This is a genomic window from Streptomyces sp. 4N124, from assembly GCF_052245395.1.
In the GTDB taxonomy this organism is placed as follows: domain Bacteria; phylum Actinomycetota; class Actinomycetes; order Streptomycetales; family Streptomycetaceae; genus Streptomyces.
Genome location: NZ_JBQQBS010000026.1, coordinates 1 through 22,164, shown reverse-complemented (window position 1 = coordinate 22,164; position 22,164 = coordinate 1). Strand labels below are relative to the sequence as shown.

Below are 22,164 nucleotides of genomic sequence, written 5' to 3'. Positions count from 1 at the left end.
GACACGGGGAGTGCCTTCAGGTGGCCACTGCGGAGCCGACACGCGCAGACGAAGCCGATCCGGACCCGGGATCAGGCCCGCGAATACGCGTGCCCGCACCGCAGGCCGACACTGAGCCCAGCGGTGCGGCGGCGGCGCTCAAGCGTGCCGTCCTGACCCTCCGTGAACGGTTCCTGCGCCACCCCGTCCTGTCCGTCGCCGCCCTCTCCGGCGCCCTGCACGTCGTTTGGTTCTTCACGTTCGCGAACAGTGGCGGCGACCTCGCGGCACAGGACGCCTGGGCCGAGTTCGTCGGCCGGCACCCGGACTCGGCGTACAACCTCGCCTGGTATGGCGGTATGCACCCGGTGTCGTACAGCGTGGTGTCGCCGTATCTGATGTCCGTCTTCGGCGTCCGTACGTCGATGATGATCGCGGGGACGATCTCGGCCGGCCTGCTGACGCTGATCCTGCTGCGCAGCCGGTCCGTGAAGAACCCCTTGTGGGCCGCGCTCGCGGGAGTGTTCGCGTTCCTGTGCAATGCCGCGTCGGGGCGGGTGACCTTCGGGCTGGGCACGGTGTTCGCGCTGGGTGCGGTCGCGGTGGTGTTCTGCTGGCCGTACCGCTGGCGCTACAAACGCTGGGCGAAGGCGCTGTGCGCGGCCCCGCTGGCCGCGCTCGCCACCATGGCGTCGCCGGTCGCGGGCCTGTTCGTGGGCCTGGTGGCGGTGGCACTGTTCCTGCAGAAGCGCCGGCCGGGCGCCTGGGCGCTGGGGCTCGCGCCCGCGGCCGTGGTCGCCGTCTCCGCCTGGCTGTTCCCCTTCTCCGGCACCCAGCCGATGTCCGTCGGCTCGGCCTCGCTGCCGCTGCTGTACTCGGTGTTCGTCCTCGCCGCCGTACCGCGCGAGTGGAAGACCGTACGGATCACGGCCGCCGTGTACGGCCTCTCGGTCCTGCTGGTGTGGCTGATCAGCTCGCAGATCGGCTCCAACATCACCCGGCTGCCGATGCTGTTCGCGGGGGTGGCACTCGTCGCCGCGCTGCCGTTCACGGTGCCGCGCTCCCGCAAGTGGTACGCGCTCGTCGTGGTCATCGTCGGCTTCAACGCGTGGATCGGCTTCAAGTCCGTGGACGACGTCGTGAACACGACCCCGACCGCCTCCTGGGCCCGCGAGCTGGCGCCGCTCGTCAACGAACTCCAGGAGGTCGGCGCCGAGAAGGGCCGCGTCGAGGTGGTCCCGGCCAGCTCCCACCGCGAGGCCTCCGCGCTCGCCCCCTACGTCAACCTGGCCCGCGGCTGGAACCGCCAGGCCGACATGGGACGCAACCCCCTCTTCTACGACGACACCCTCAACTCCGCGAACTACTACGAGTGGCTCAGGCGCTGGGCCGTCCACTTCGTCGTGCTGCCCAAGGGCAAGGCGGACGGCGACGGCGGTGAGCGCGAGCGGGAGCTGGTCCAGCGCGGCATGCCGTATCTGAAGCAGATCTGGGGCGATGCCAACTGGCAGCTGTTCCGCGTCACCGATCCGACGCCGCTCGCCGAGCCCAACGCCGTCGTCGAGCGCATCGAGCAGACCGAGCTGAGGATGAGGGTCACCGTGCCGGGCCGCATCCTCGTCCGCATCCCGTACTCGCCGTGGCTGAGCATCGTCGACGCCGAGGGCAAGAAGCTCAAGCCCCCGCAGGAGACGGAGGCCTCCAAGGACCGCCCCGACGGCACTCCGAAGTCGTACGACAATGTCAACGGCTGCCTGATGGAGGCCGAGGAGGACGCGGACGGCGACAAGTGGACGGTCCTGCTGGCGCCGAAGGCGGGGACCTACCGGCTGGGAGCGCCGTACGGGGTGCCGCGCGGGACGCCGTGCCCGGAGGAGCTGAGGTAGTCAGCGGAGCCGTACCGGAAAGGCGATGTCGCACGCCGGATCCTCCGCCCCCGCCGCATCCCAGTCGGCGAAGTACACCTCACGGCAAGGGCCCGCCTGCTCCAGCCCCTGCGCCGCGATCCACTCCTCCACCGCCTCGAACGCGGCGATGATCTGCGGGTGGGCCACCTGCGCCTTGGTGATCCGGGTGTAGGCGAACCGCTGTGCGGGATCCACCCGGACCCGGGTCTCCCAGGCCTTCCCGTGTGCCTCGGCCCATGCCCGGGCCGCGGCTTCGTCGGCGACGGGGACGCAGGCCTCGGCGGGCCCGTCGCTCTCCATCGACACCTCGGAGTGGTACACGACGAACGGCGGTGCCGTGATGCCCCCGCACTCCCGTGAGGCCGTCTCCAGGCGCCCCAGCGAGGCCCCGATCCACGCCGGCAGCTCGTCCGCCAGCGTGTGCCTGGTCTCGGTGATCACCACCTGTGCCGGTACGTCCACCGTCTCGACCTCGAACTTCCCGTACATCTCGGAGCTCCTCCCCGACAGTCGTGCACGGAGGTACGTGGCGAGCGTCCGCTGTCCGGCCATCCGCGCCTCTACGTCCGCCCAGTACGCGGCGAGCAGCCGCGCGGCCTCGTCCCCGTCGGCCGCCTCGACGATCTCGGCGATCCGGGCGAGCGGCATGTCCAACTGCCGCAGCAGGGCCACGAGCCGGGCGCGTTCAGCCTGGTCGGCGAGGTAGTAGCGGTAGCCGCTGGCCTCGTCCACATGGGCCGGGGTCAGCAGTCCGAGCCGGTCGTACAGCCGCAGGGCCTTGGCCGAGAGCCGGGCCTTGGCGGCGAACGCCCCGATGGTGAGCAGGTTGTCGTCCACCACGTCAGCCCCTCTTTTGGTCGGCGCGCCCCTTCGGCTCGCTCATCCTCCGTCACCGGGCGCCTTCCGCCCGGTGACAAGGACGCTCACCCTTGCCCCAAGGGCAAGGTCAAGAACCCGCTAGCCCAGCTGTGCCTCCACCGCCGCCACGACCTCCGCCGACTCCGGCTCGGTCTGCGGCGAGAAGCGGGCGGCGACCTCGCCGTCCCGGCCGATCAGGAACTTCTCGAAGTTCCAGCGGATGTCGCCGGTGTGCCCCTCGGCGTCGGCGAAGCCGGTCAGGCGCTGGTACAGCGCATGCCGTCCGTCCCCGTTGACCTCGACCTTCTCGGTCATCGGGAAGGTCACGCCGTACGTCGCCGAGCAGAACTCGGCGATCTCCTCGGAGCTGCCGGGCTCCTGGCCCATGAACTGGTTGCAGGGCACGCCGAGCACGGTGAAGCCCTGCGCGGCATAACGCTCCTGGAGCCGCTCCAGGCCCGCGTACTGCGGGGTCAGCCCGCACTTGGAGGCCACGTTCACGATGAGGACGGCCTTGCCCTTGTACTGGCCGAGGTCCGCCGCACCGCCCTGAAGCGCATCGATGTTCACGTCGAGTACGGAGTTGCCGGTGGTGTCAGTAGTCATAAGCGGATGCTAACTCCGGTAGGTGTCGGCACCGTTCTGAGCCTCGACGAGAACCTGCCCCGCCGCCGTCCGCGAGTACAGCACCGACCGCCCCGCCCTGCGTCGCTCCACCAGCCCCGCGTCCAGCAGGATCTTCACATGGCGGCCGACCGAGCCGAGGCCCTGGCCGGTCAGGGCGACGAGCTGGGTCGTGCTCAGCGGGGAGTCCAGCAGGAAGAGCAGCGCGGCTCGCGCGGTGCCGAGCAGCGCGCCGAGGCTCGCGGGCGGGGGCCTGTCCGATACGTCGGCCAGGGCGCCCGTGCACGGATAGATCACCGCGTATCGGCGCTCGGGTTCCGCCCAGGACACCCAGCCCGCCTTCGGAGTCACCGGCACGAACACCAGCTCCGCGCCGGAGATCTCGCGGGGCGGATATTCGTGCAGGTTGACCTGGAACCGGCTGTCGCCGAGCCAGCGTGTCCCGGGCCGCAGTCCGTCCAGTACGGCTGCCCAGCCGCCCCGGCTCACCTGGGCGAGCCGGGCGATCACATCGGCCTCCAGGATGCGTCGGCGCCGGGGCCAGTACGGCCGTACGGTCTCGGTCCAGACGTAGGACAGGAGGTCGGCCGCGCGGTCGGGCAGGTCGTCGCGGTCGAGCGCGGCGGGGAGGGGACCGGTGAGGGAGACCTTCAGGTGCGCGCGGGCGTCCTCCGGGCGGGCCGCGCGGACGCGGGCGAGGCCCTCCTCGAAGGTCTCGCCGTCGCGCGGGGTGGGGGTGAGGAAGTCGGCGATCCAGCTGCGGCCGAGTCCGGAGCGGACGAGGAGTGCGGTGACGGGGTCCAACTGCTGCCGGTAGGCCGGGAGATGGGCTTGCAGCCAGTCCCGTTCGCCGGGGTGCGCGGCCGTGCCCGCGTGCAGCAGCTTCAGGCTCGCGAAGGTCTCGGCGAGCGGGGAGAGGACGAAGCGGCTGCGGGCGAGGGTGTCGGCGTTGATCTGCCACCAGCCCATGGACGTATGCCACCTTTCGCGTCTGCGCGAAACAATAACTCCCGCGTCCTGGGCGCCCGAGACTCCGCGCATGACCAACAGCTACAAGTCCCTGTTCCGGACACCGGAGTTCACTCCGCTCTTCCTCACCTCCGCCGCGAATGCCGGCGCCCGGACGGTGGGCGGGCTGGCGCTCGGCACGCTCGTGTACCGGGCGACCGAGTCGCCGCTGCTGTCGGCGGTGAGCATGTTCGGCCCGTCGCTGGCGCAGGTGCTGGGCGCGACGCTGCTGCTGTCGGGCGCGGACCGGCTGCCGCCGAGGGCGACGCTGGCGGGGATCTCGGTCGCCTTCGCGGTGGGTACGGCGGTGCCGGCGGTACCGGGGCTGCCGATCTGGGCGGTCTTCGTCGTCGTACTCGTGCAGGGGCTGATCGCGTCGCTGGGCGGGGGAGTCCGCTGGGGGCTGCTGAACGAGATCCTGGCCAAGGACGGCTATCTGCTGGGGCGTTCGGTCTTCAACATGATGAACGGGCTCATGCAGATCACCGGATACGCGGCGGGTGGCGTCCTGCTGACGGTGCTGTCCCCACGGTCGGCGCTGCTGCTCTCGGCGGCGCTGTACGCCCTGGCCGCGGTCGGGGTCCGGCTGGGTCTGACGGCCAGGCCGCCCCGCTCGTCGGGCCGGCCCTCGGTGACGGCGACCTGGCGCACGAACGCCCTGCTGTGGTCGTCCCGCCCACGCCGGTACGTCTTTCTGGCCCTGTGGATTCCCAACGGCCTGGTGGTCGGCTGCGAGTCGCTGTTCGTCTCCTACGAACCCGCCGACGCGGGCACCCTGTTCGCCTGCGCGGCGCTGGGGATGTTCGTCGGGGACGTGACGGTCGGCCGGCTGCTGCCGCGGCGGGTGCGGGGGCGGCTCGGGGTGCCGCTGCTGGTGCTGCTGGCGTTGCCGTACGCCTTCTTCGCGCTGCGTCCGGCCGTCCCGCTCGCGGCGGTCGCGGTGGCCGTGGCCTCGGTGGGCTTCGGCGCGAGTCTGGTGCAGCAGGAGCGGCTGATGTCCCTCACGCCGGACGAACTGGCGGGCCACGCCCTGGGGTTGCACTCCGCCGGGATGCTCACGATGCAGGGGGTGGGCGCGGCGCTGGCCGGGTCCGTGGCCCAACTGACCTCTCCCGCAACCGCGATGACGGTCATGGCGCTGGCGTCGCTCGGGGTGACGGCGGCACTGGCGCCCGGGTTGCGGGAGAGGCGTGAGCGCTACGACTTGCGCCCCACCCCGCAGTAGGCGTCGACGACGACCGGTTCACCGGACTCCGTGCGCCACTCGGTGACCTGGACGACGCCGGGCTCCACGAGTTCGAGGCCGTCGAAGAACCCGGCGATCTCATCCACGCTGCGTACGTAGTACGGCACCGCGCCGCTCGCGTTGTACGCCGCCGACGCGGCGATCATGCCCTCGCTGGTGGCGGTGCTGTCGCTGATCACCAGGTAGCTGCCCGCCGGCAGGCCCGCCATGAGCTCACGCACCAGCCCGCGTGCCCGCTCGTACTCGGCGACATGGCCGAGGGTGTTGAGGATCATCAGGGCGACCGGCTGGGAGAAGTCGAGCGTGCCCGCGGCGGCCTCCAGGACGGCCTTCGGGTCGTACAGGTCGGCGTCCAGATACGCGGTCCTGCCCTCGGGTGTGCTGGTGAGCAGGGCGTTGGCGTGGGTCAGCACGATCGGGTCGTTGTCGACGTACACGATCCGGGCGTCCGGTGCCACGCGCTGGGCCACCTCGTGCGTGTTGTCGGCGGTGGGCAGCCCGGTGCCGATGTCCAGGAACTGCCGTATGCCCTGCTCACCGGCGAGGTGGCGGACGGCACGCCCCAGGAAGTGCCGGCTGGTGACCGCCACGTCGACGAGGCCGGGGAAGATCTCCTTGATCTGGTCCCCGATCTCCCGGTCGACCGGGTAGTGGTCCTTGCCGCCGACGAAGTAGTTCCAGAACCTGGCCGAATGCGGCTTGGTCGTGTCGATCCGGTTGCGTATCTCCGCGGCGGTGGCGACGTCGGGGGTGGAGTCCGACACGGCAGAGCCTCCTGGTCATGGGTGTGGGTGATCGGGACACCAACTTAGGCCAACGCGGCGTGATGGCAGGCGTGTTCGGGAAGCGCGTTCGGGAAAGCGCTTGCACACTGTCTTGACGTGTCCCTGCCCTCGTGGGTTTATGGGAGCGCTCCCACGTTTCTGTCGATGCTCAAGTTGCTCACGCTCATTCATTCACCTGGAGTCGCAGTGAGAACTACGAGAAGCAGCACGAAGAGCGCAAAGAGTCCCGTCACCGCGTTACTCACCCTCCTGATGGGGCTGGTCGTCCTCGGCGCCCTGGCCGCGGCGCCCGCCCACGCGGAGCCGCCCAGCGCCCGGGCCACCGGCCTCCACATCAGCGACGGCCGTCTGCTCGAAGGCAACGGCAACGACTTCGTCATGCGCGGCGTGAACCACGCCCACACCTGGTACCCCGGCGAGACGCAGTCCCTGGCGGACATCAAGGCGTTCGGCGCCAACACCGTCCGGGTCGTCCTCTCCAACGGCCACCGCTGGACGCGCAACAGCGCCGCGGACGTGGCCGCGGTCGTCGCCGACTGCAAGGCCAACCGGCTGATCTGCGTGCTGGAGGTGCACGACACCACCGGCTACGGCGAGGAGGCCGCGGCCGCCACGCTCGACTCGGCGGCCGACTACTGGATCGGCCTGAAAGACGTCCTGGCCGGCCAGGAGAACTACGTCATCATCAACATCGGCAACGAGCCCTGGGGCAACACCAACCCCGCAGGCTGGACCGCCCCGACCGTCGCCGCCGTACAGAAGCTGCGCTCCGCCGGATTCGAGCACACGATCATGGTGGACGCGCCCAACTGGGGCCAGGACTGGCAGGGCGTGATGCGCGCGAATGCCCAGACCGTGTACGACGCCGACCCCACCGGCAACCTGATCTTCTCCATCCACATGTACAGCGTCTTCGACACGGCACAGGAGATCACCGACTACCTGAACGCCTTCGTGACGGCCCGACTGCCCATCCTGATAGGCGAGTTCGGCGGGCCGCCCGACCAGTACGGCGACCCCGACGAGGACACGATGATGGCCGCGGCCGAACAACTCGACCTCGGCTATCTGGCCTGGTCCTGGAGCGGCAACACCGACCCGATCCTCGACCTGGCGATCGACTTCGACCCGGCTCGGCTCAGCTCCTGGGGCCAGCGCGTCTTCCACGGCGCGAACGGCATCGTCCAGACGTCGAAGGAGGCCACGATCTTCGGCGGCACGGCGCCCGACACCCAGGCCCCGACGGCTCCCGGCACCCCGACGGCGTCCTCCGTGACCTCCACGTCGGCCACCCTCACCTGGCCCGCCGCCACGGACAACTTCGCCGTCACCGCGTACGACGTCGTCCGGGTCGCGGGAACCTCCGATGAGACGGTCGCTGCCTCCACCACGAACACCGTCACCCTGACCGGTCTCACCCCCGACACGACGTACACCTTCGCCGTCCACGCCCGCGACGCCGCCGGCAACCGCTCGGCACGCTCGGCGACGGTGAGCGTCACGACGGACGAGGCGACGGGGGTGGGCTGCTCAGTGGGCTACCGGGCGGTCAACGAGTGGCCGGGCGGCTTCCAGGGCGAGATCGTGATCCGCAACACCGGCACGACGCCCCTGAGCGGGTGGAGCCTGGCCTTCACGTTCGCCGACGGGCAGACCGTCACCAACATGTGGGGCGGAACGGCGACTCAGAACGCGGGCGCGGTGACGGTTTCGCCCGCGTCGTACACGTCCACCATCCCGGCGGCGGGTTCGGTGACGGTCGGGTTCACGGGGAGCAGGGGGGCCACGAATACGGCGCCGGTGTCCTTCAGGCTCGATGGGGCGGTCTGCGCCGGAGCCTGACCCCTGAGGGTGGAGCGCAGCGAGCGTCAGCCGCCCGCACCTCGCCGGTGATCGGGCAGGGCGCGGATCTCGTCGCCGAGGTCGTTGGAGAGGACATCGTGGCCTCGGGCGAAGCTCTTGAGTGTCGCCGGGCCCGAGTCCCGGTCGGCCCTCGAGGCATAGCAGACCTCCATCTGCCGGCACTGCTGACAGAACAGACTGGCCACGAAGGGGGAGAGGGAGACCGGGCCCTCGGGGCTCAGCACGTAGACCATGCCGTCGGCCACCGGCTCGGTCCACGTGAACTCCCGGCGTTCGAAGTCCGGGTGGTCGCCCATCACATGGTGGGCGACCACGTCGAACGTGTGTGATCGCGGCCGGTAAGCGCAGGAGACGGTGAGCAGCCAGGGCGTCCGCGTCAGGAACTCGGCCTGTCCCAGAGCCTTTTCGAGATGGGGAACGCGCTCTGCCACCCGAAGGGCGGACTCGTCGACGCTCTGGGGCCGGTCACCGTGCGCGGCACGATTCCGTTCCCCGCGCAACGCGTTGAGGTGGCCGACCAGGGCCGGGGCCTCCGGTTCGTCGTGCAATGCCTCCCGGAGTCCGGGAACGACATCGGGGCGGTCCGCGGCGAGCCGGCGCAGACCATCGAGCCAGTTGGTCCATGTGCCGAACGTGGCACCTCCCCCGGAGAGAAAGGCGCTGCGGAGCGCGGACAGGTTGCGCAGGCCCACTCCCTGACCCGGGCCGTCCGTCCCCCGCAGCAGGGCGGCCGCCGTCACGCTGACGCAGATCGCGAGAATCTCGGCGGCATCGAGCAGCGCCTCGTACTGATCCTTGCCGGTGTGCGCTTGCTGGAGGGTGCGAACGGCACGGGCCACGGGGTGGGGCATCGTGTTCCGTGCGGCTGCCAGCACGTCTGAGGAGGACGGGGACGCGCTGCCCGCGCCAGGGGCGGGCCGCCGGGGGCGTGATGGTGGGGCGGGTGGTTGTGGGGGCGGTGCCTGGACAGGCGGGGAAGGCCGTGCGGCAGGCGTGGTGGGGGTGGTGTCCCGGACCGAAGGGCGCGGTGTCCCGACGGCGGGCGGTGGTGCGCCGTAGTTCCTGCGCCACAGCCAGCGCCGGACGAGCAACCGGAGCCAGGTTGGAAACACCCCGAAAAGGACGACGAACGTCAGCACAGCGAGCAGCGTGTCCAGCCAGACGGGCAGCGAGCTGGGCTGATCGCTGTTGGGAATGGCGGCAGCCGTGATGCCCCCCAGTTCATGGTCATCCAGAACGCCCAGTCACGATGGACCGGACTGTCGTACAGCGCCAGCACAGCATTGCGCCGCTTGGCGCGAGGCGTCGGCGGTGCAGGCGACGGAAACCTGGCGTCATGAGTCATGCGCGTATGGTGCCCTGGGCAACGCCCACCACAACCAGCTTTCTGTGCACACCGGTTGACGCGGCTCCCGACCGCTCCCGGTCTTCGGCGGCTCAGCGCTGAAGCCGCCCAGGCGATCCAGATCCCCTGCTCACCCCGGAGCCTCCGCCCCGCTCCGCGCATCATCAGAATTTCATGAGCATTGCAGCGTCTGCCGCCACGGTTTGCAGGTGCGGGCGGCGGCCGTGTGCGGAGGGAATGGCCGCCGCCCGTTCGAGAAGCGCAGGTCCCTTCCGAGACCGGGACCTGGTCCGCGTACGCCCGGGTCCGCCCCGGCCGCATCTTCGCCGACGACCGGGTGTCGGCCGGGTTGCCGAGCCTGGCGGAGGCGGTGCGGGCGGTGGTGGACCATGCGCGGTACGGGAATGCGCCGCTCGTGTCTACTCGTCGTCCCCGACCCGCACGACCGCCAGCGTGATGTTGTCGGGGCCGCCGGCCTCGATCGCGGCCTTCCACAGTTCGAACGCGGCCCGTCCGTCGTCGTGTTCCCGCATCACCTTGTCGAGAACGTCGGTCGGCACCGGGTCGGTCAGGCCGTCCGTGCAGATGAGGTAGCGGTCGCCGGGTGACAGGGGCAGGGACGTCACATGGGGGTGGATGGCGCGGTAGGTCGGGCTGCCGCCCAGGCACTGGGTGACGAGGGACGTGGTGCGCTGCCCGGGTTCGAGTGGCCCGCTGTCGTCGACGCTCACCTGACGCAGCCCGTCGGGGGAGGCGGCGAAGACGCGACTGTCGCCCACGTTGAACACGAGCAGCGAATCGGCCTGTACGACGGCGCCGGCCACCGTCGTTCCCATCGTGGCGAGTTCGCCGCCCTCGTCGCCGCCGGCCGCCTCGTACACGGCGCGATTGCAGGCGCTCAGGGCGCTGCGTACGGCGTCCTCGTCGCTCAGTGCCGCACCGACCGCCGCGAGTCGGCGTACGACCAGAGAGCTGGCCACCTCGCCGCCGGGATGCCCGCCGAGTCCGTCGGCGACGGCGACGACGAGCGGTGTGCCCAGTGGGAAGGCCAGGGTCTGCGGATTCTCGGTGACCGTGGCACACAGGGTCCACGGGCCGACGACGAGACTGTCCTCGTTGCGGTCCCTGAGCAGCCCGGGATGACTCAGCGCACTCACGGCGACGTACGGCATACGACACCGTCACCGCCCGCCGTGTCCACCGCTGTCCTGTCGCTCACTGCTCCCGTTCCACGTACTCCTTGAAGGACTCCAGGTCACTGCGGACGAGCCGCTCGATCGCGTTCGCCTGCGCGAATCCCTTCGGCCCGCCGAAGATCTCCCTGATGGTGCCGGGATCGTACTCGACCCGCGCCTGAACCCGGGTGTGGTCCTGGTCGATCGGCTGCAGCGAGAAGGAACCCGTCAGCTCCGCGGCACCCGTGGTGTGCCACTCCATCACACGTTCGTCGCCGTGGTCGGAGACCTCGGCCGCGAGCTCCCGGGCCCGCCCGCCGGCGTCGACGTCGAGATGTGCCCGCCCCTCTGCCTCCGGACGGGCGCCCCGCACTCCCGCCACGAAGCGCGGATAGTCCTCCACCCGGTGCAGCCTGTCCCAGGCCCTGTCCACCGGGACGCCGACATCGATGTGCTCTTCGAGGGTGCTCATGGCCCACCTCCGGGTTCGGCTCATGACGCACGGTCTTTGTGTCTCCAGTGTGCGCCCGGCTTGGGGCTGTCCGGGTGCTTCCCTACTGGATCGCAGATCACGGCGCGTCGCTGGGTTTCTATGGTCATTTTTCATACTAATCTCCCGTAACTGTACGAAGTCGATCTGTCGCGGATCGCACACACCACACCTCACTTCCGGAGATGACATGCACAAGCTTCACAAGGCTGCCGTCGTGGTCGTCGCTCTCGGCAGCGTCGGCATCCTCAGCGCAGGCACCGCCACCGCCAACGGTAAGGACGGGCACGGCGGCAAGAGCGTCATGCAGAGCTCGCACTGCAAGTCGCACGACCTGAACGTCGACGTCCTCGGCCAGGTCGGCATCCTCAACGGCGTACTGGGCAACGCGCTCAACGGCGAGGGCAACTCGGGCGGCCAGGACACCCACGTGGGCTCGACGATGGGCTGCGACAACAGCGCCTTCTAAGCCGCGCCTCTTCGGTGGAGTAGGGGGCACGCGAAACCCCAGGGGCCTGATCCGCTTCCCGGATCAGGCCCCTGAACCGTGCCGCCTGCGGCGCGAGAGGCGTTGCCCGTCAGCGGGTGAGCAACAACGCGTCGCCCACCGCCCGCTCGGTGCCGTCGGACGGCGAGTTGATCACCTTGCCGTTCACCACCGTGGTGACCGAACCACCGCCGTCGAGGGCCATGGCGCGCACCGCACCGAGCGACTTCATCAGCTCCGCCCCTTCGCCCAGGCCGAATCCGTCGCTGTAGCCGGGCTGGCGGCCGTCCGCGGTCACCAGGAGCACACGGCCCTGCCGGTCGACGCCCAGGAGCATGCGCGGGTTGCGCTTGATGCCCCAGGTGTACGCGAAGGACGCGTCGCCGATCCGCTCGATGCCGTCGGCTGCGTAGTTCACCGCGACCTTTCCGTCGCGCACCAGCTCGGGGCCGCCGTTGACGATGTCGTCCCGCGGGCCGAGTGCGAGCTCGTGGCCGCGCTCGTCCAGGATCCGCTGCCGTACCTTCAGTTGGCTGCCCGGCGTCGCGTGCGTACGCAGCCAGGAGGCTCCTTCGCCGATGCCGGCCAGGACGCTGCCGCCCTCCGGCACCGTGCCGCCGCGCGGACGCACCTCCCGCACCCGGCCGCTCGCGTCGAGCACTGCCTCGACGCCGTCACCGGCCGGCGTGCTCGCGCCCAACTCGTCGGTGAATTCGACGATCTCGTCGGGATCGGTGCAGGTCACATCGTGCTGCGGCACCTCGGTCGGGGAGTCGCCGCCGACGCCACCGCAGTTGCGGACCAGGCCGGGCACGCGGTTGATGCCGTCCACGATGACGGACGCCGCGCCCGCTCGGACCGTGAGCTGCGTGCGGAGCTTCTTGAACTCCGGGCGCAGACCGTCGCCGCGCAGCACCGCCGCGATCCGGCCGTTGGTCGCCGCGCTCTGCAGTTCCCCGTCGTACGCGGCGATACCGGCAGAGGCGCCCGGCACGCCGTCCTTGCCCTCCATGACGAAGAAGCCCGCGTTGACGCCGAGCAGAGTGTCGTCGCCGGCGGCCATGTCGCTCACCTTCTCCCGGCCGGCGACACCCGTGCCGTACGTGGCGTCCAGCGCGCCGCCATAGCGCTTCGGGTCGATGACCACCACCTTGACCTGGGCGAGACCGGTGCCGGGCACACCGTCTGCGCCGGTCCACTCGCTGATCGCGTCGAACCCCGCGTCCGCGAGGACCTGACGCTGCGCGTCGGCCTCGGTCCGGGCGGCGTACTCCCCGACCCGGACCCGCACACCGACCAGCCCCGTGCGGTCCGAACCCCGCGGCCACTCGACCCGCTCACTACGAGCGCCGAACCCGGCGCCACGCAGCCGCTCCGCCAGTGCCTGAGCGCCCTGCTCGGTCGCGAGGTGAGAGCCGTTGGCGCGCACCGTGACCGTCCAGTGGTCCGCACCGGGACGGCCCGAGATCTTCCCCTGGTACAGATCGACTCCGGAGGCGAGGCGGTCGTGCTGCCAGTCGGCGATCGGCCGAGGAACGGCTGTCGCTGAAGCGGCGAGTGCGGGGTCGTCGTGCTGGTCGACAACAGCACCGGGGGCGACAAGTCCCGCCGTGGCGACGGCAACCACCGACGCCTTCACGGCAACTCGGAACGAACGGCGTGCGAGGGCCACAGGCACTCCTAGGTCGCGGACGAGCATCGCGTGCACCGCTGACTCACAGGTGCAACTCCTTGCGAGCGAACGCGATTTCTCGAGCAACGACTGAACCCATGAGTGAATGCCGGAGGTCCGACCAGTGAACTTGCTTCAGGCCGGCCATGGGTCCGTCGTACTCGCCGTATTTCTGGGGCTGCGTCGTCAGCCGTGGGGCCGCCCCGTCAAGGAGGCGAGCCCGTCCTCCAGGCCCTGACGGAACGCGGACCGCCGCTTCTCCGGCATGTCGAGCAGCAACCGGTCCTCCAGCTTCTGCACCGCCGGCGCGCACGCCGCCAGCAGTTCCTCCCCCTCCCGCGTCAGCCGGGCCTCCATGATCCGCCGGTTCCCCGGGGCATGGGCGCGCTCGATCAGCCCGCGCTCCTCCAGCGCGCGCACGATCTCGTGCATCGTCTGGGGTCTGACGAAGGAGCGGCGGGCCAACTGGGCGGAGGAGAGCCTGCCTCGGTGCTGAAGCACGGTCAGGGCCGTGTACTGGAACGTCGTGAGCCCGTACGGCCGCAGGGCCTCGTCCATGAAGGAACGGATGGCCAGTTCGAGTTGCTTGACGAGATAGATCGTCAGCGGGCCCTTGTGGCCCTCGGGGTCCGGATCGGGATCCGCACCCGGAGCCGGACCCGGAGTCGGATCCCGATCGGCTGCCTCCGCCATCGTGCGCACCTCTTGGTCGGTCGTCGGGGAGGTCGGTCGAGGCCGTCATCGAGGTCGGACGACCGGTGTCTTCACCCGATAGCCGACAGGTAGGAGTTCCAGGTCACGTCGGCGAGCCACGGTACCCCACAGCCCATGGGGCATCCACAGCGTCATCCCGATGGCGAGGGCACCGAGCCCGATCAGGTACCAAGTGCCTCCGTTGGCCCCGAACCAGTCCTGCACCAGGAAGAACACGATCGCTCCGATGATCGGTCCCTCGAAGGTGCCGAGGCCGCCGATGACCACCATGAAGATCATGTACGCGGACCAGTGGACCCCGAAGATGGAGTCCGGCTGCACCCGCAGGGTGCTCGCGAGGGTGAGTCCACCGGCCGCGGCACCGCCCACCGCCGCCAGGACGAAGACCAGCCGTTTCGCCGAGGTGACCCGTACCCCGACGGACGCCGCGCCGACCGGGTCGTCGCGGATCGCCTCCAGCGAAGCCCCCAGCCTGCTGCGCAGCAGCACGAACACGGCCAGCAGCAGCGCACTCATCAGCGCCAGAGCGAGCCAGTACACCTGGGCCTGCCGCACCGCCGGATCGGTGGCCGACAGATCGGTGAGCGAGCGGCCGGAACCGCCCCCCAGCGAAGGCGTGTTCACCACGACCAGCCGGAAGAACTCCGCGATCGCCCACATGCCGATCGCGAACTGCCCGCCGGTGAGCCGGAACGCGAGCAGTGAGGTGGGTACGGCGACGGCACCCGCGAGCAGGGCCGCCAGGACGACCGCGAGAAAGGGGCTGACGCCTCGGTCGACGAAGAGGAACACTCCGTAGGCGCCGAGGCCGATGAAGCCCTGCTGGCCGACGGAGACCAGACCGGCGTAGCCCGCCAGCGCGTTCCACATGGCCGCGATGATGACGAGGACGAACAGGGTCGTCAGCTTCGCGGTCGCTTCGGGCGCGAAGACGAAGGGCGCGAAGGCCAGGGCGAGCAGCAGGGCGGCCAGGGCACCGGACGCCGTGCGGGAGACGGGGGTCCACCGGTGGATGGTGGCGGTGGCGGGGGGCATCGGTGCTGCGGTGGTCACCGGTGATGCGGTGGTCATGTGCGGCTCCTTCTCATGCCGAGCAGGCCCTGCGGACGGAAGGCCAGGACCGCGAGGAACACCGCGTGTCCGGCGATGATGGAGAAGCGCGGATCCACCTGCGCGCCGACCGTCTGGGCGACGCCGAGGACCATGCCCCCGACGAGCGTCCCCCACAGGGAACCGAGCCCTCCGATCACGACGACCTCGAAGGCGAACAGCAGCTGGGTCGGCCCCATGGACGGGCTGAACGACGACCGCATCGCGAAGAACGCTCCCGCGAGACCCGCGGTCGCGACGGCGATGGCGGCGGCCCGGGCGTACACCCGGCGGCTGTCGATCCCGACCAGTTCGGCCGTGTCCGCGTCGGCGGCGGTGGCGCGGATCGCCCGGCCGATTCCCGTACGGGCGAGCAGCAGTTGCAGCCCGCCGAGCAGCGCGACCGCCACCGCCACGGTGAGCAGGCCGAGGTACGGGATGCTCACCGACGATCCGAGCTGGAGACCGGCCGTGGACACCGAACCGACGTCCAGGGAGCGGGAGTCGGCGCTGAAGGTCTCCAGCAGTACGTTCTGCAGCACGATGGCGAGACCGAAGGTGGCCAGCATCGACGACATCTCGCCGGTGCGCAGCGCCCTGCTGAGGATGCCCCGCTGCAACGCCACTCCGACCAGGCCCATCACGGGCAGGACCAGCAGTACCGCGAAGAACGGGCTGATTCCGACGGCGGCGGCCAGCACCGCGACCAGGAACGCGCCGAGGACCGCGAGGTCGCCGTGGCTCAGGTTGACGGTCCGCATCACGCCGAACATCAGGGAGAGGCCGCAGGCGAAGAGCGCGTAGACACCGCCGAGCATGACGCCCTGCACGATGGCGTTGATCCAGTTCATGCCGGCTCCTCCTGCACGGTTGCGGCTGCGGCGCGGCTCAGCCCGAAGTACGCCCCGACGACCTGTTCGCGGGTGACCTTGCCTGCGGCTTCGTCCAGGACGACGCGGCCTTCGAGCATGCACAGCACGCGCCGGGCCACCCCCAGGGCGCGGCCGAGGTCCTGCTCCACCAGCAGCACCGTCGTACCGCCGGAGAGGACGGTGCCGAGTGAGTCGTAGAGGGTGTCGACCATGATGGGCGCGAGGCCCAGCGAGACCTCGTCCAGCAGCAGCAGCCGGGGGTTGGTCATCAGCGCCCTGCCGATGGCCACGGCCTGCTGCTCGCCGCCCGACAGGTTGCCTGCGCGCCGCTTCAGCAGCCCGTCGAGCAGCGGGAAGGCGGCCACGACGGCTGCCAGATCCCATGGTCCGGGGCGCCGTACCCGGGACGCGACGAGCAGGTTCTCCTCCACGGTGAGGTCGGCGAAGAGCCGCCGCCCCTCCGGGACCAGTGCGATCCCGGCGGCTACACGGTCGTGGGCCCGTCGGGCCGTCACATCCACACCGTCCAGGCCGATACGGCCCTCGGCCGGCTGGTGTGCTCCGGCGACGGCGCGCATCAGGGTGGACTTTCCGGCACCGTTGGCCCCGACCACCGCCACGACCTCGCCCTCGTCCACGGTGAAGGAGACTTCGCGGACGGCGCGCAGCAGACCGTGCCGTACTTCGAGATTCTCGACCGAGAGCAGACTCATGCCGCGCTCCCGAGGTAGGCCTCGACGACCCGGGGATCGGACATGACGGCGTCCGGTTCGCCCTCGGCCAGGACCCGGCCCTGCGCGAGACAGACCAGCCGGTCGATCACCCGCAGCAGCGCGTGAATGACATGCTCGATCCAGACGATGGCGATGCCGTCGGCACGCAACTGCTGGATGGTGGCGATCAGTTCGTCCGTCTCGGCGTCGGTGAGACCACCGGCGATCTCGTCAAGCAGCAGCACCTGCGGATCGGTCGCCAGCGCCCGCGCCATCTCCAGCCGCTTGCGCTCCAGCAGGGTGAGCGCGGCCGCGGGCCGGTTGGCCTGGCCGAGCATGCCGCAGCGCTCGAGTACGCCGAGCGCGTGCTGCTGTGCGGCCCGGCGCCGGTGCGAACCGCCCTGCACCGACGCGACCAGCACGTTCTCGTAGGCCGTCATGCCGGTGAAGGGGCGCGGCACCTGATGGGAGCGCCCGATGCCGCTGCGGCAGCGGCGGTCGACCTTCCAGCGGGTCACGTCCTGACCGTGGAAGGTGACGCTGCCCTCGGAAGGGGCCTGGGCACCGGAGAGGATGTCGAGCAGGGTCGTCTTTCCGGCGCCGTTCGGGCCGACGATGCCCAGGGCCTCGCCGGGGGCGAGAGTGATGTCGATGCCTTCGAGGACGACCAGGCTGCCGAAGCGGCGGTGTATGCCGTTCGCCGCGAGCACCGGCGGGACCGGGGAGGCCGGGGAAGCCACCGGGGCGGCCTCCCCCGTCCCCGCGGTGCCGGTCACCGGCTCAGCGGAGGGGCTCAAGTTCGCCTCCGAGCGGGATGTCGCCGAAGGCGCCGTTGTCGACGATGACCGGCTCGACGGCGAACTTGCTGCCCCCCGTGGCCTTGCGCCACTGCGCCATGACCAGCGGCTCCGTGGACACGTTCTTCACCGGCCCGGACGTGAAGTCCAGCGGCCCGGCGACGGTGGTGAGCTTGGCCTTGCCGAGGGCGGCCGCCAGTTCAGCCCGGTCCTTGGGGTCGGAGGTCGCCTTCAGCGCGTGGACCGCGACCTCGAAGAGCGCCATGTTGGACCCGATGACCTGGTTCCACTGCTTGCCCGTCGACTTCTCGTAGTCGTCGGCCAGTTGCCGGGCGGTCTGGTCGGTGAGGGTGGACGTGAAGGGGAACTGCGGCGACCACCAGAAGCCGGCGCTGAGGCCGTGGCCGAGGGAGCCGAGCGCCTCGACCTGGGAGGGGAGGAGACCGGTCTTGGCGATGGACGCGATGCGCGGTCGATAGCCCTGCTGCCGGGCCTGCTTCCAGAAGGTGGCGAAGTCGGGCGGCAGCGGGAAGGTGTTGAAGATCTCCGCGTCCGCCTTCTTGAACGCCGCTATCTGTGCCGAGTAGTCGTTCGTCCCGTCCTCGTACGCCCCCGGGTCGACGATGGTGAACCCGCTCTTCTTCAGCTGCGGCCCGAGCCCCTCCCGGATCGCCTTGCCGTCGGGGTCGTTGGGCCACATGACGCCGACCCGCTTGTTGGTCTCCACCCCGCCCTTTGTCCACAGGGAGACGTACGCGGCATGGATCTCCGCCACGCCTATGAAGAAGTGGTACGTGTACGTGAACGACTTCTCGGGGGTGGCACCGCGGCCGAAGTACCAGGCCTCCCACGGCACGGCGGTCGACAGACACGGGACCTTGGCCGCCTCGCACGCGTCGGCGACGGGGTTGACCGTCTCCGGGGTCGAGGTGACGAGCATCAGATCGATCTTCTCGCTGTTGATCAGATCGGCCGCGACCTGTGCGGCGGTCTGCGGATTCGACTGACTGTCGCGGTCGACGATCTCGACGGAGTACTTCTTGCCGCCGATCTTCAGCCCGTCCTTGAAGGTGGCGCGCAGCTTCTTCAGCAGGAACGCGTTCGGCTCGCCGAAGCCCGCGGCCGGTCCCGTGCTGGGCGAGACGTAGCCGATCCGGAGCACCATGTCGGTCTGCGCCGCCGACTCCTTGATGCCGCCGCAAGCGGTGAGCAGACCGCCTGCGGTGAACAGCCCGGCGGCACCGGCCGTCCCCCGGATAATGGATCTTCGGGACAAATTGCCGTTCGCGGGTGTGCTCATGGGTGCGCTCATTGCATGCCTCCGGGCACGTCGAGGGAGCGGAACTGAGGGTGGCGAAGCTGCTGAGGAAGCCGGAACGGGCGGCTGAAGCCGCTGGGGGAAGCCGTAGCCGACAGCAGAAAGCGGTGGCGGGTTCCTTCGCGTCCCGGTAGGGCCAGGCAGCATGCCCGATATCAGGAACCCTGATGATGGCCACGATGATGCACGCGCCGACGCCGGATGACAAGGGTGTTGCCGAGACGTATCGGTCGGCGGAGGAGTTGCCGTGACGGCCTTGACGAGACCCGCTCGGCAGGCGTACTTCTTTCTCAGGTTTCCTGGCATTTGACCCGGGCGGACCGCGCTCGACGCACGCCTCGGCCTCTCAATCCCAGCCGAAGGATGCTGATCCGGTGGGAGGAATCTGGGGTCTGGCGAACCGTCCGCTCACGCAAACGGCCCCGGACGAGGAGTCCGAGGCCGAGCGGAGCGCCCTCCCTGGGGAGAACCTCAGGGTCAGCGGCTCAATGCAGTGCGCCCCGGCAGGATTCGAACCTGCGAGCGGAAGAAGGCCGAGGAGCCGGGCGGGTGGCTCGGCGCGCGGACCCGGGTGAGCTACTTGCCGAGGACGAGGGTGTTGTTGCACCCCAGGTGTGAGCCGATGTCGGTGGTTTGCGGGCCGGGTGAGACCTTGCCGTTGGACCAGTTGCCGTACGCGGACTGGCCCTGTACGTCGGTGTTCCTGTCGGTCGTACTGCACGATGTGCTCTGGGTGATGACGATCGTCTTGCGCTCCCCGCCGCGGTGCTTGTGCCCTTTGCCTTTCCCGTGCCCTTTCCCGTGCCCGTGCCCCTTTTCGTGCCCTTTCTCGTGCCCGTCCCCGTGGGCGTAGGCGGTGCCGGTGCCGAGGAAGCCGACGGTGCCGAGGAGGACGGCTACGACAGCCGTCTTGAGAGTCTTGCGCATGTCTTCTCCGAGCGTTGAAGCGGACGCGTATGCGATCCACCACGTCATAAGATGGCGAGAGGTTAATAAGCAAATGTCCGAAATTGACTCGTCGGCACGCCGGATCGTCTGATCAACGAGTGCGGGCGTCGGCTCGGTTGCCGGCTCAAGTTCCCTGTGCCGTCAAGGCATTACGGGGCCGAACGCGGGCGTGGGCGCTCCGCGCCGAACCACCCGTGTGGCCGCGCCGCGAGCGCGAGGCGGCGTGGGCCATTCGGCGCTGAACCAGGGGCACCGACGAAACTCCCGGGTGGTGTCGGCGAGTTCGCCGGGGAGCGATCTTCGATGGTGGCTCGTGCTCCACCGTCCACTCACGCATCACTCACACGTGGGGAGAAGAGCGCGGGCAAGGTCCGGATCCGGTACGACGAAGATGCCGTCCGTCACCAAGATCTTGCGGTCGTCGGTTCCCGTGACTCGAGCGCTCGCCCGCAACGGGATCTCCAGGGGGCACCGGCCCGTGGTAGCGCATCCGGAGTGAGATGGTCATGCCCGGGCTGCCGGCCGCGGCGCATGCCTGCTCCATCGTGCCGACAGGCGTGGCACGTGGTCCACCCACGCCATGTCGGCCGTCGCGATGAGTGACTGGCCGGCCACGGTCGCGGGGGTCACGCCGGTGAACGCCACGACGTCCCGGTGCAGATGCGACTGGTCGGCGTAGCCGCAGTCGGCCGCGACCCTGGCCGCCTCCTGGCCCCCGGCCAGGCGGGTGGCGGCCCAGTCGTAGCGGACGAGCTTCACGGCGCGTTTGGGCGGCAGGCCGAGCTGCGCGTGGAAGCGGGACCACAGGCGCTTGCGGCTCCAGCCCAGCTCGTCGGCCAGCCCTTCGACCCGCACCTGGCCGTGCCCGGCGACGATACGGTCCCAGGCCCAGGCCAGCTCCGGCTCGATGGCGGGCCCCGGGGCGGTCAGCCCGGCGAGGAGCGCTTCGACGAGTGCGAAGCGTTCCTCCCACGAGGCGGTCTGGGCCAGCTGCTCGCGCAGCCGGGCCGCCCGCCGCTCTCCCCACAGGTCGTCCAGGGCCACCACGGAGCTCTCCAGCTCAGCGGGGCCCACCCCAGCACGGCGCGCGCGATGGCGGGGGACAGGCGCACCTGCATCCACTCGACGTTCGCGGCCCGCACCCGCGCCGCACCGCCGGCGCCGAACCCGAGCCCGGTGACGAGGCTGCCGCGGTGCTGCCGCCCCGTCGACTCGTCGATGCCGAGCGCCGCCTCGCCGCAGGCCAGCGCCAGCGTCAGCACGGGGTGCGGGTCGAGCCGGTGGTCGACCGGAGCCGGGCCGAGGTCGCGCAGCCCCGCCAGGACGACGCCGGGTACGCGGCCGGGCCGGGCCGGGCGCGTGACCTGCCACACGGGGGCATCGACGCGCTGGCGCACGGCAGTTGACATGCGTCCATGCTACGGACCCGCCCGGGCGGAACATTTCTTCAATCCAACGGGCCGCAGCCACGGCGAAGGTGAGCGCATGACTTCCACCGGAACCACCGCGCCGCCACCACCGGGCGTGGCCCGTCTGTTGCGCCCGTACGCGGGCGGCTTCGCCGCCGTCGTCGTCCTGCAGGTCATCGGCGCCGTCGCCGGCCTGGCGCCGCTCCTCGCGGTCGTCGAGCTCGGCCGTACGCTGCTGGCGCCGGGGCCGGCCGACGACGGGCACGTGCGCGACGTCGTGATCGCGGGCGCGGCAGGGCTGCTCGTACGGCTGCTGTTCACGGCCGCCGCGTCCGGCGTCGGACACCTCCTCGACACCCGGGTGCAGCTGTCGCTGCGCCGGCAACTCGCCGCGCGGCTCGGGCGGGTGCCGATCGGCTGGCTGGCGCGGCGGCAGAGCGGGGAGCTGGCGAAGCTGGTGGGTGAGGACGTCAGCGCCGTGCACCCGCTCATCGCCCACACGCCGGGCGAGCTGGTCTCCGCCTTCGTGGTGCCGCTGGTCTCGCTCGGCTACCTCCTCACAGTGGACTGGCGGCTGACGCTGATCACGCTGGTCCCCGTGCTGCTGGCGGTCGCGCTGGTGCCGCTGATGATGACCCCCGCGCGGCTGCGCGAGCAGAAGGAGTTCGACGCCGCGATGGGGCGGATCTCGGCGTCGGTGGTCGAGTTCGTGCAGGGCATCGCGGTGGTGAAGGCGTTCGGCGGGTCGGAGCGGGCGCACGGCACGTTCCGTACCGCGGTGGGCGACTTCACCCGGAGCTTCTACCGGATGGTGCGCGGTCTCGCCGGGGTCGCCGCCGGGATGCAGGTGGCGCTGTCGCCGCCG

The 22,164-nt window shown here is 70.4% G+C and carries 22 protein-coding genes; 5 read left to right on the top strand and 17 right to left on the bottom strand.

The features are described 5' to 3' along the window. Window positions 1-20 precede the first annotated feature (20 nt). On the top strand, window positions 21-1,865 hold the full coding sequence (locus ACTWQO_RS25185; protein WP_443239623.1) for an MFS transporter: 1,845 nt from the start codon (window positions 21-23) through the stop codon (window positions 1,863-1,865). On the opposite strand, the gene ACTWQO_RS25180 is transcribed toward ACTWQO_RS25185, so the two are convergent. The 3 genes from ACTWQO_RS25180 to ACTWQO_RS25170 all read right to left on the bottom strand — a co-directional run bounded on the left by ACTWQO_RS25180 (window position 1,866) and on the right by ACTWQO_RS25170 (window position 4,337). Then, a complete protein-coding gene (locus ACTWQO_RS25180; protein WP_443239710.1) occupies window positions 1,866-2,723 on the bottom strand; it encodes a MerR family transcriptional regulator in 858 nt (285 codons plus the stop codon). It abuts the gene before it with no gap. Between the two features lie 120 nt (window positions 2,724-2,843). After that, window positions 2,844-3,350, bottom strand: a complete 507-nt coding sequence (locus ACTWQO_RS25175; RefSeq protein WP_443239622.1) for a glutathione peroxidase — start codon at window positions 3,348-3,350, stop codon at window positions 2,844-2,846. A gap of 9 nt (window positions 3,351-3,359) precedes the next feature. Continuing rightward, the gene (locus tag ACTWQO_RS25170; protein ID WP_443239621.1) at window positions 3,360-4,337 is read right to left on the bottom strand and encodes a winged helix-turn-helix domain-containing protein; all 978 of its coding nucleotides are present in this window, start codon (window positions 4,335-4,337) and stop codon (window positions 3,360-3,362) included. 70 nt (window positions 4,338-4,407) lie between these two features. On the opposite strand from ACTWQO_RS25170, the gene ACTWQO_RS25165 reads away from it, so the two are divergent. Beyond that, a complete protein-coding gene (locus ACTWQO_RS25165; RefSeq protein ID WP_443239620.1) occupies window positions 4,408-5,601 on the top strand; it encodes an MFS transporter in 1,194 nt (397 codons plus the stop codon). On the opposite strand, the gene ACTWQO_RS25160 is transcribed toward ACTWQO_RS25165, so the two are convergent. Then, window positions 5,574-6,386, bottom strand: coding sequence for an SAM-dependent methyltransferase (locus tag ACTWQO_RS25160; protein WP_443239619.1), 813 nt, complete (start codon window positions 6,384-6,386; stop codon window positions 5,574-5,576). The two genes, ACTWQO_RS25165 and ACTWQO_RS25160, sit on opposite strands and share 28 nt — an antisense overlap. A 207-nt stretch (window positions 6,387-6,593) precedes the next feature. On the opposite strand from ACTWQO_RS25160, the gene ACTWQO_RS25155 reads away from it, so the two are divergent. Then, window positions 6,594-8,249: a cellulase family glycosylhydrolase gene (locus tag ACTWQO_RS25155; protein WP_443239618.1), complete on the top strand. Its 1,656-nt coding sequence runs from the start codon at window positions 6,594-6,596 to the stop codon at window positions 8,247-8,249. A 26-nt stretch (window positions 8,250-8,275) separates the two neighbouring features. Here the strand turns inward: ACTWQO_RS25155 and ACTWQO_RS25150 are convergent, their stop codons facing one another. The 3 genes from ACTWQO_RS25150 to ACTWQO_RS25140 form a co-directional block, all read right to left on the bottom strand. Continuing rightward, on the bottom strand, window positions 8,276-9,109 hold the full coding sequence (locus ACTWQO_RS25150) for a hypothetical protein (RefSeq protein ID WP_443239617.1): 834 nt from the start codon (window positions 9,107-9,109) through the stop codon (window positions 8,276-8,278). A 925-nt stretch (window positions 9,110-10,034) separates the two neighbouring features. After that, window positions 10,035-10,787, bottom strand: a complete 753-nt coding sequence (locus ACTWQO_RS25145; RefSeq protein WP_443239616.1) for a PP2C family protein-serine/threonine phosphatase — start codon at window positions 10,785-10,787, stop codon at window positions 10,035-10,037. 43 nt (window positions 10,788-10,830) lie between these two features. Continuing rightward, the gene (locus ACTWQO_RS25140; RefSeq protein WP_443239615.1) at window positions 10,831-11,262 is read right to left on the bottom strand and encodes an SRPBCC family protein; all 432 of its coding nucleotides are present in this window, start codon (window positions 11,260-11,262) and stop codon (window positions 10,831-10,833) included. Window positions 11,263-11,470: 208 nt separating this feature from the next. On the opposite strand from ACTWQO_RS25140, the gene ACTWQO_RS25135 reads away from it, so the two are divergent. After that, window positions 11,471-11,749, top strand: coding sequence for a hypothetical protein (locus tag ACTWQO_RS25135; RefSeq protein WP_443239614.1), 279 nt, complete (start codon window positions 11,471-11,473; stop codon window positions 11,747-11,749). Between the two features lie 109 nt (window positions 11,750-11,858). Here ACTWQO_RS25135 and ACTWQO_RS25130 read toward each other — a convergent pair whose 3' ends face one another. From ACTWQO_RS25130 to ACTWQO_RS25085, 10 genes are all read right to left on the bottom strand, one after another. Next, window positions 11,859-13,439 (bottom strand): phosphodiester glycosidase family protein, encoded by a 1,581-nt coding sequence (locus tag ACTWQO_RS25130; protein WP_443239613.1) that lies wholly within the window; start codon window positions 13,437-13,439, stop codon window positions 11,859-11,861. Between the two features lie 186 nt (window positions 13,440-13,625). After that, window positions 13,626-14,132 (bottom strand): MarR family winged helix-turn-helix transcriptional regulator, encoded by a 507-nt coding sequence (locus ACTWQO_RS25125; RefSeq protein ID WP_443239612.1) that lies wholly within the window; start codon window positions 14,130-14,132, stop codon window positions 13,626-13,628. A gap of 45 nt (window positions 14,133-14,177) precedes the next feature. Beyond that, window positions 14,178-15,224: a branched-chain amino acid ABC transporter permease gene (locus ACTWQO_RS25120; RefSeq protein WP_443239611.1), complete on the bottom strand. Its 1,047-nt coding sequence runs from the start codon at window positions 15,222-15,224 to the stop codon at window positions 14,178-14,180. Next, window positions 15,221-16,093, bottom strand: coding sequence for a branched-chain amino acid ABC transporter permease (locus ACTWQO_RS25115; RefSeq protein WP_443239610.1), 873 nt, complete (start codon window positions 16,091-16,093; stop codon window positions 15,221-15,223). The genes ACTWQO_RS25120 and ACTWQO_RS25115 overlap by 4 nt, the downstream gene beginning before the upstream one ends. Then, complete coding sequence (locus tag ACTWQO_RS25110) at window positions 16,090-16,827, bottom strand: ABC transporter ATP-binding protein (protein WP_443239609.1); 738 nt, start codon at window positions 16,825-16,827, stop codon at window positions 16,090-16,092. Before ACTWQO_RS25110 ends, ACTWQO_RS25115 begins: the two co-directional genes overlap by 4 nt. Next, complete coding sequence (locus ACTWQO_RS25105) at window positions 16,824-17,624, bottom strand: ABC transporter ATP-binding protein (protein ID WP_443239608.1); 801 nt, start codon at window positions 17,622-17,624, stop codon at window positions 16,824-16,826. The genes ACTWQO_RS25110 and ACTWQO_RS25105 overlap by 4 nt, the downstream gene beginning before the upstream one ends. Further along, window positions 17,608-18,924, bottom strand: a complete 1,317-nt coding sequence (locus ACTWQO_RS25100) for an ABC transporter substrate-binding protein (RefSeq protein ID WP_443239607.1) — start codon at window positions 18,922-18,924, stop codon at window positions 17,608-17,610. The genes ACTWQO_RS25105 and ACTWQO_RS25100 overlap by 17 nt, the downstream gene beginning before the upstream one ends. 594 nt (window positions 18,925-19,518) lie before the next feature. Continuing rightward, the gene (locus tag ACTWQO_RS25095; protein ID WP_443239606.1) at window positions 19,519-19,869 is read right to left on the bottom strand and encodes a hypothetical protein; all 351 of its coding nucleotides are present in this window, start codon (window positions 19,867-19,869) and stop codon (window positions 19,519-19,521) included. Between the two features lie 525 nt (window positions 19,870-20,394). After that, window positions 20,395-20,934, bottom strand: a complete 540-nt coding sequence (locus tag ACTWQO_RS25090) for a helix-turn-helix domain-containing protein (protein ID WP_443239709.1) — start codon at window positions 20,932-20,934, stop codon at window positions 20,395-20,397. Beyond that, entirely contained in the window at window positions 20,817-21,299 is a 483-nt protein-coding gene (locus ACTWQO_RS25085; protein ID WP_443239605.1) for a hypothetical protein, read from the bottom strand. Before ACTWQO_RS25085 ends, ACTWQO_RS25090 begins: the two co-directional genes overlap by 118 nt. Before the next feature lie 76 nt (window positions 21,300-21,375). On the opposite strand from ACTWQO_RS25085, the gene ACTWQO_RS25080 reads away from it, so the two are divergent. Continuing rightward, the coding region (locus tag ACTWQO_RS25080) for an ABC transporter transmembrane domain-containing protein (RefSeq protein WP_443239604.1) at window positions 21,376-22,164 on the top strand (789 nt) is incomplete at its 3' end.

Bases quoted from the DNA above. Each gene is read 5' to 3' on its own strand.
- ACTWQO_RS25175 (WP_443239622.1), bottom strand. From the start codon at position 3,350: ATGACTACTGACACCACCGGCAACTCCGTACTCGACGTGAACATCGAT.
- ACTWQO_RS25170 (WP_443239621.1), bottom strand. From the start codon at position 4,337: ATGGGCTGGTGGCAGATCAACGCCGACACCCTCGCCCGCAGCCGCTTC.
- ACTWQO_RS25165 (WP_443239620.1), top strand. From the start codon at position 4,408: ATGACCAACAGCTACAAGTCCCTGTTCCGGACACCGGAGTTCACTCCG.
- ACTWQO_RS25145 (WP_443239616.1), bottom strand. From the start codon at position 10,787: ATGCCGTACGTCGCCGTGAGTGCGCTGAGTCATCCCGGGCTGCTCAGG.
- ACTWQO_RS25140 (WP_443239615.1), bottom strand. From the start codon at position 11,262: ATGAGCACCCTCGAAGAGCACATCGATGTCGGCGTCCCGGTGGACAGG.
- ACTWQO_RS25135 (WP_443239614.1), top strand. From the start codon at position 11,471: ATGCACAAGCTTCACAAGGCTGCCGTCGTGGTCGTCGCTCTCGGCAGC.
- ACTWQO_RS25125 (WP_443239612.1), bottom strand. From the start codon at position 14,132: ATGGCGGAGGCAGCCGATCGGGATCCGACTCCGGGTCCGGCTCCGGGT.
- ACTWQO_RS25120 (WP_443239611.1), bottom strand. From the start codon at position 15,224: ATGACCACCGCATCACCGGTGACCACCGCAGCACCGATGCCCCCCGCC.
- ACTWQO_RS25115 (WP_443239610.1), bottom strand. From the start codon at position 16,093: ATGAACTGGATCAACGCCATCGTGCAGGGCGTCATGCTCGGCGGTGTC.
- ACTWQO_RS25110 (WP_443239609.1), bottom strand. From the start codon at position 16,827: ATGAGTCTGCTCTCGGTCGAGAATCTCGAAGTACGGCACGGTCTGCTG.
- ACTWQO_RS25100 (WP_443239607.1), bottom strand. From the start codon at position 18,924: ATGAGCACACCCGCGAACGGCAATTTGTCCCGAAGATCCATTATCCGG.
- ACTWQO_RS25095 (WP_443239606.1), bottom strand. From the start codon at position 19,869: ATGCGCAAGACTCTCAAGACGGCTGTCGTAGCCGTCCTCCTCGGCACC.
- ACTWQO_RS25085 (WP_443239605.1), bottom strand. From the start codon at position 21,299: ATGTCAACTGCCGTGCGCCAGCGCGTCGATGCCCCCGTGTGGCAGGTC.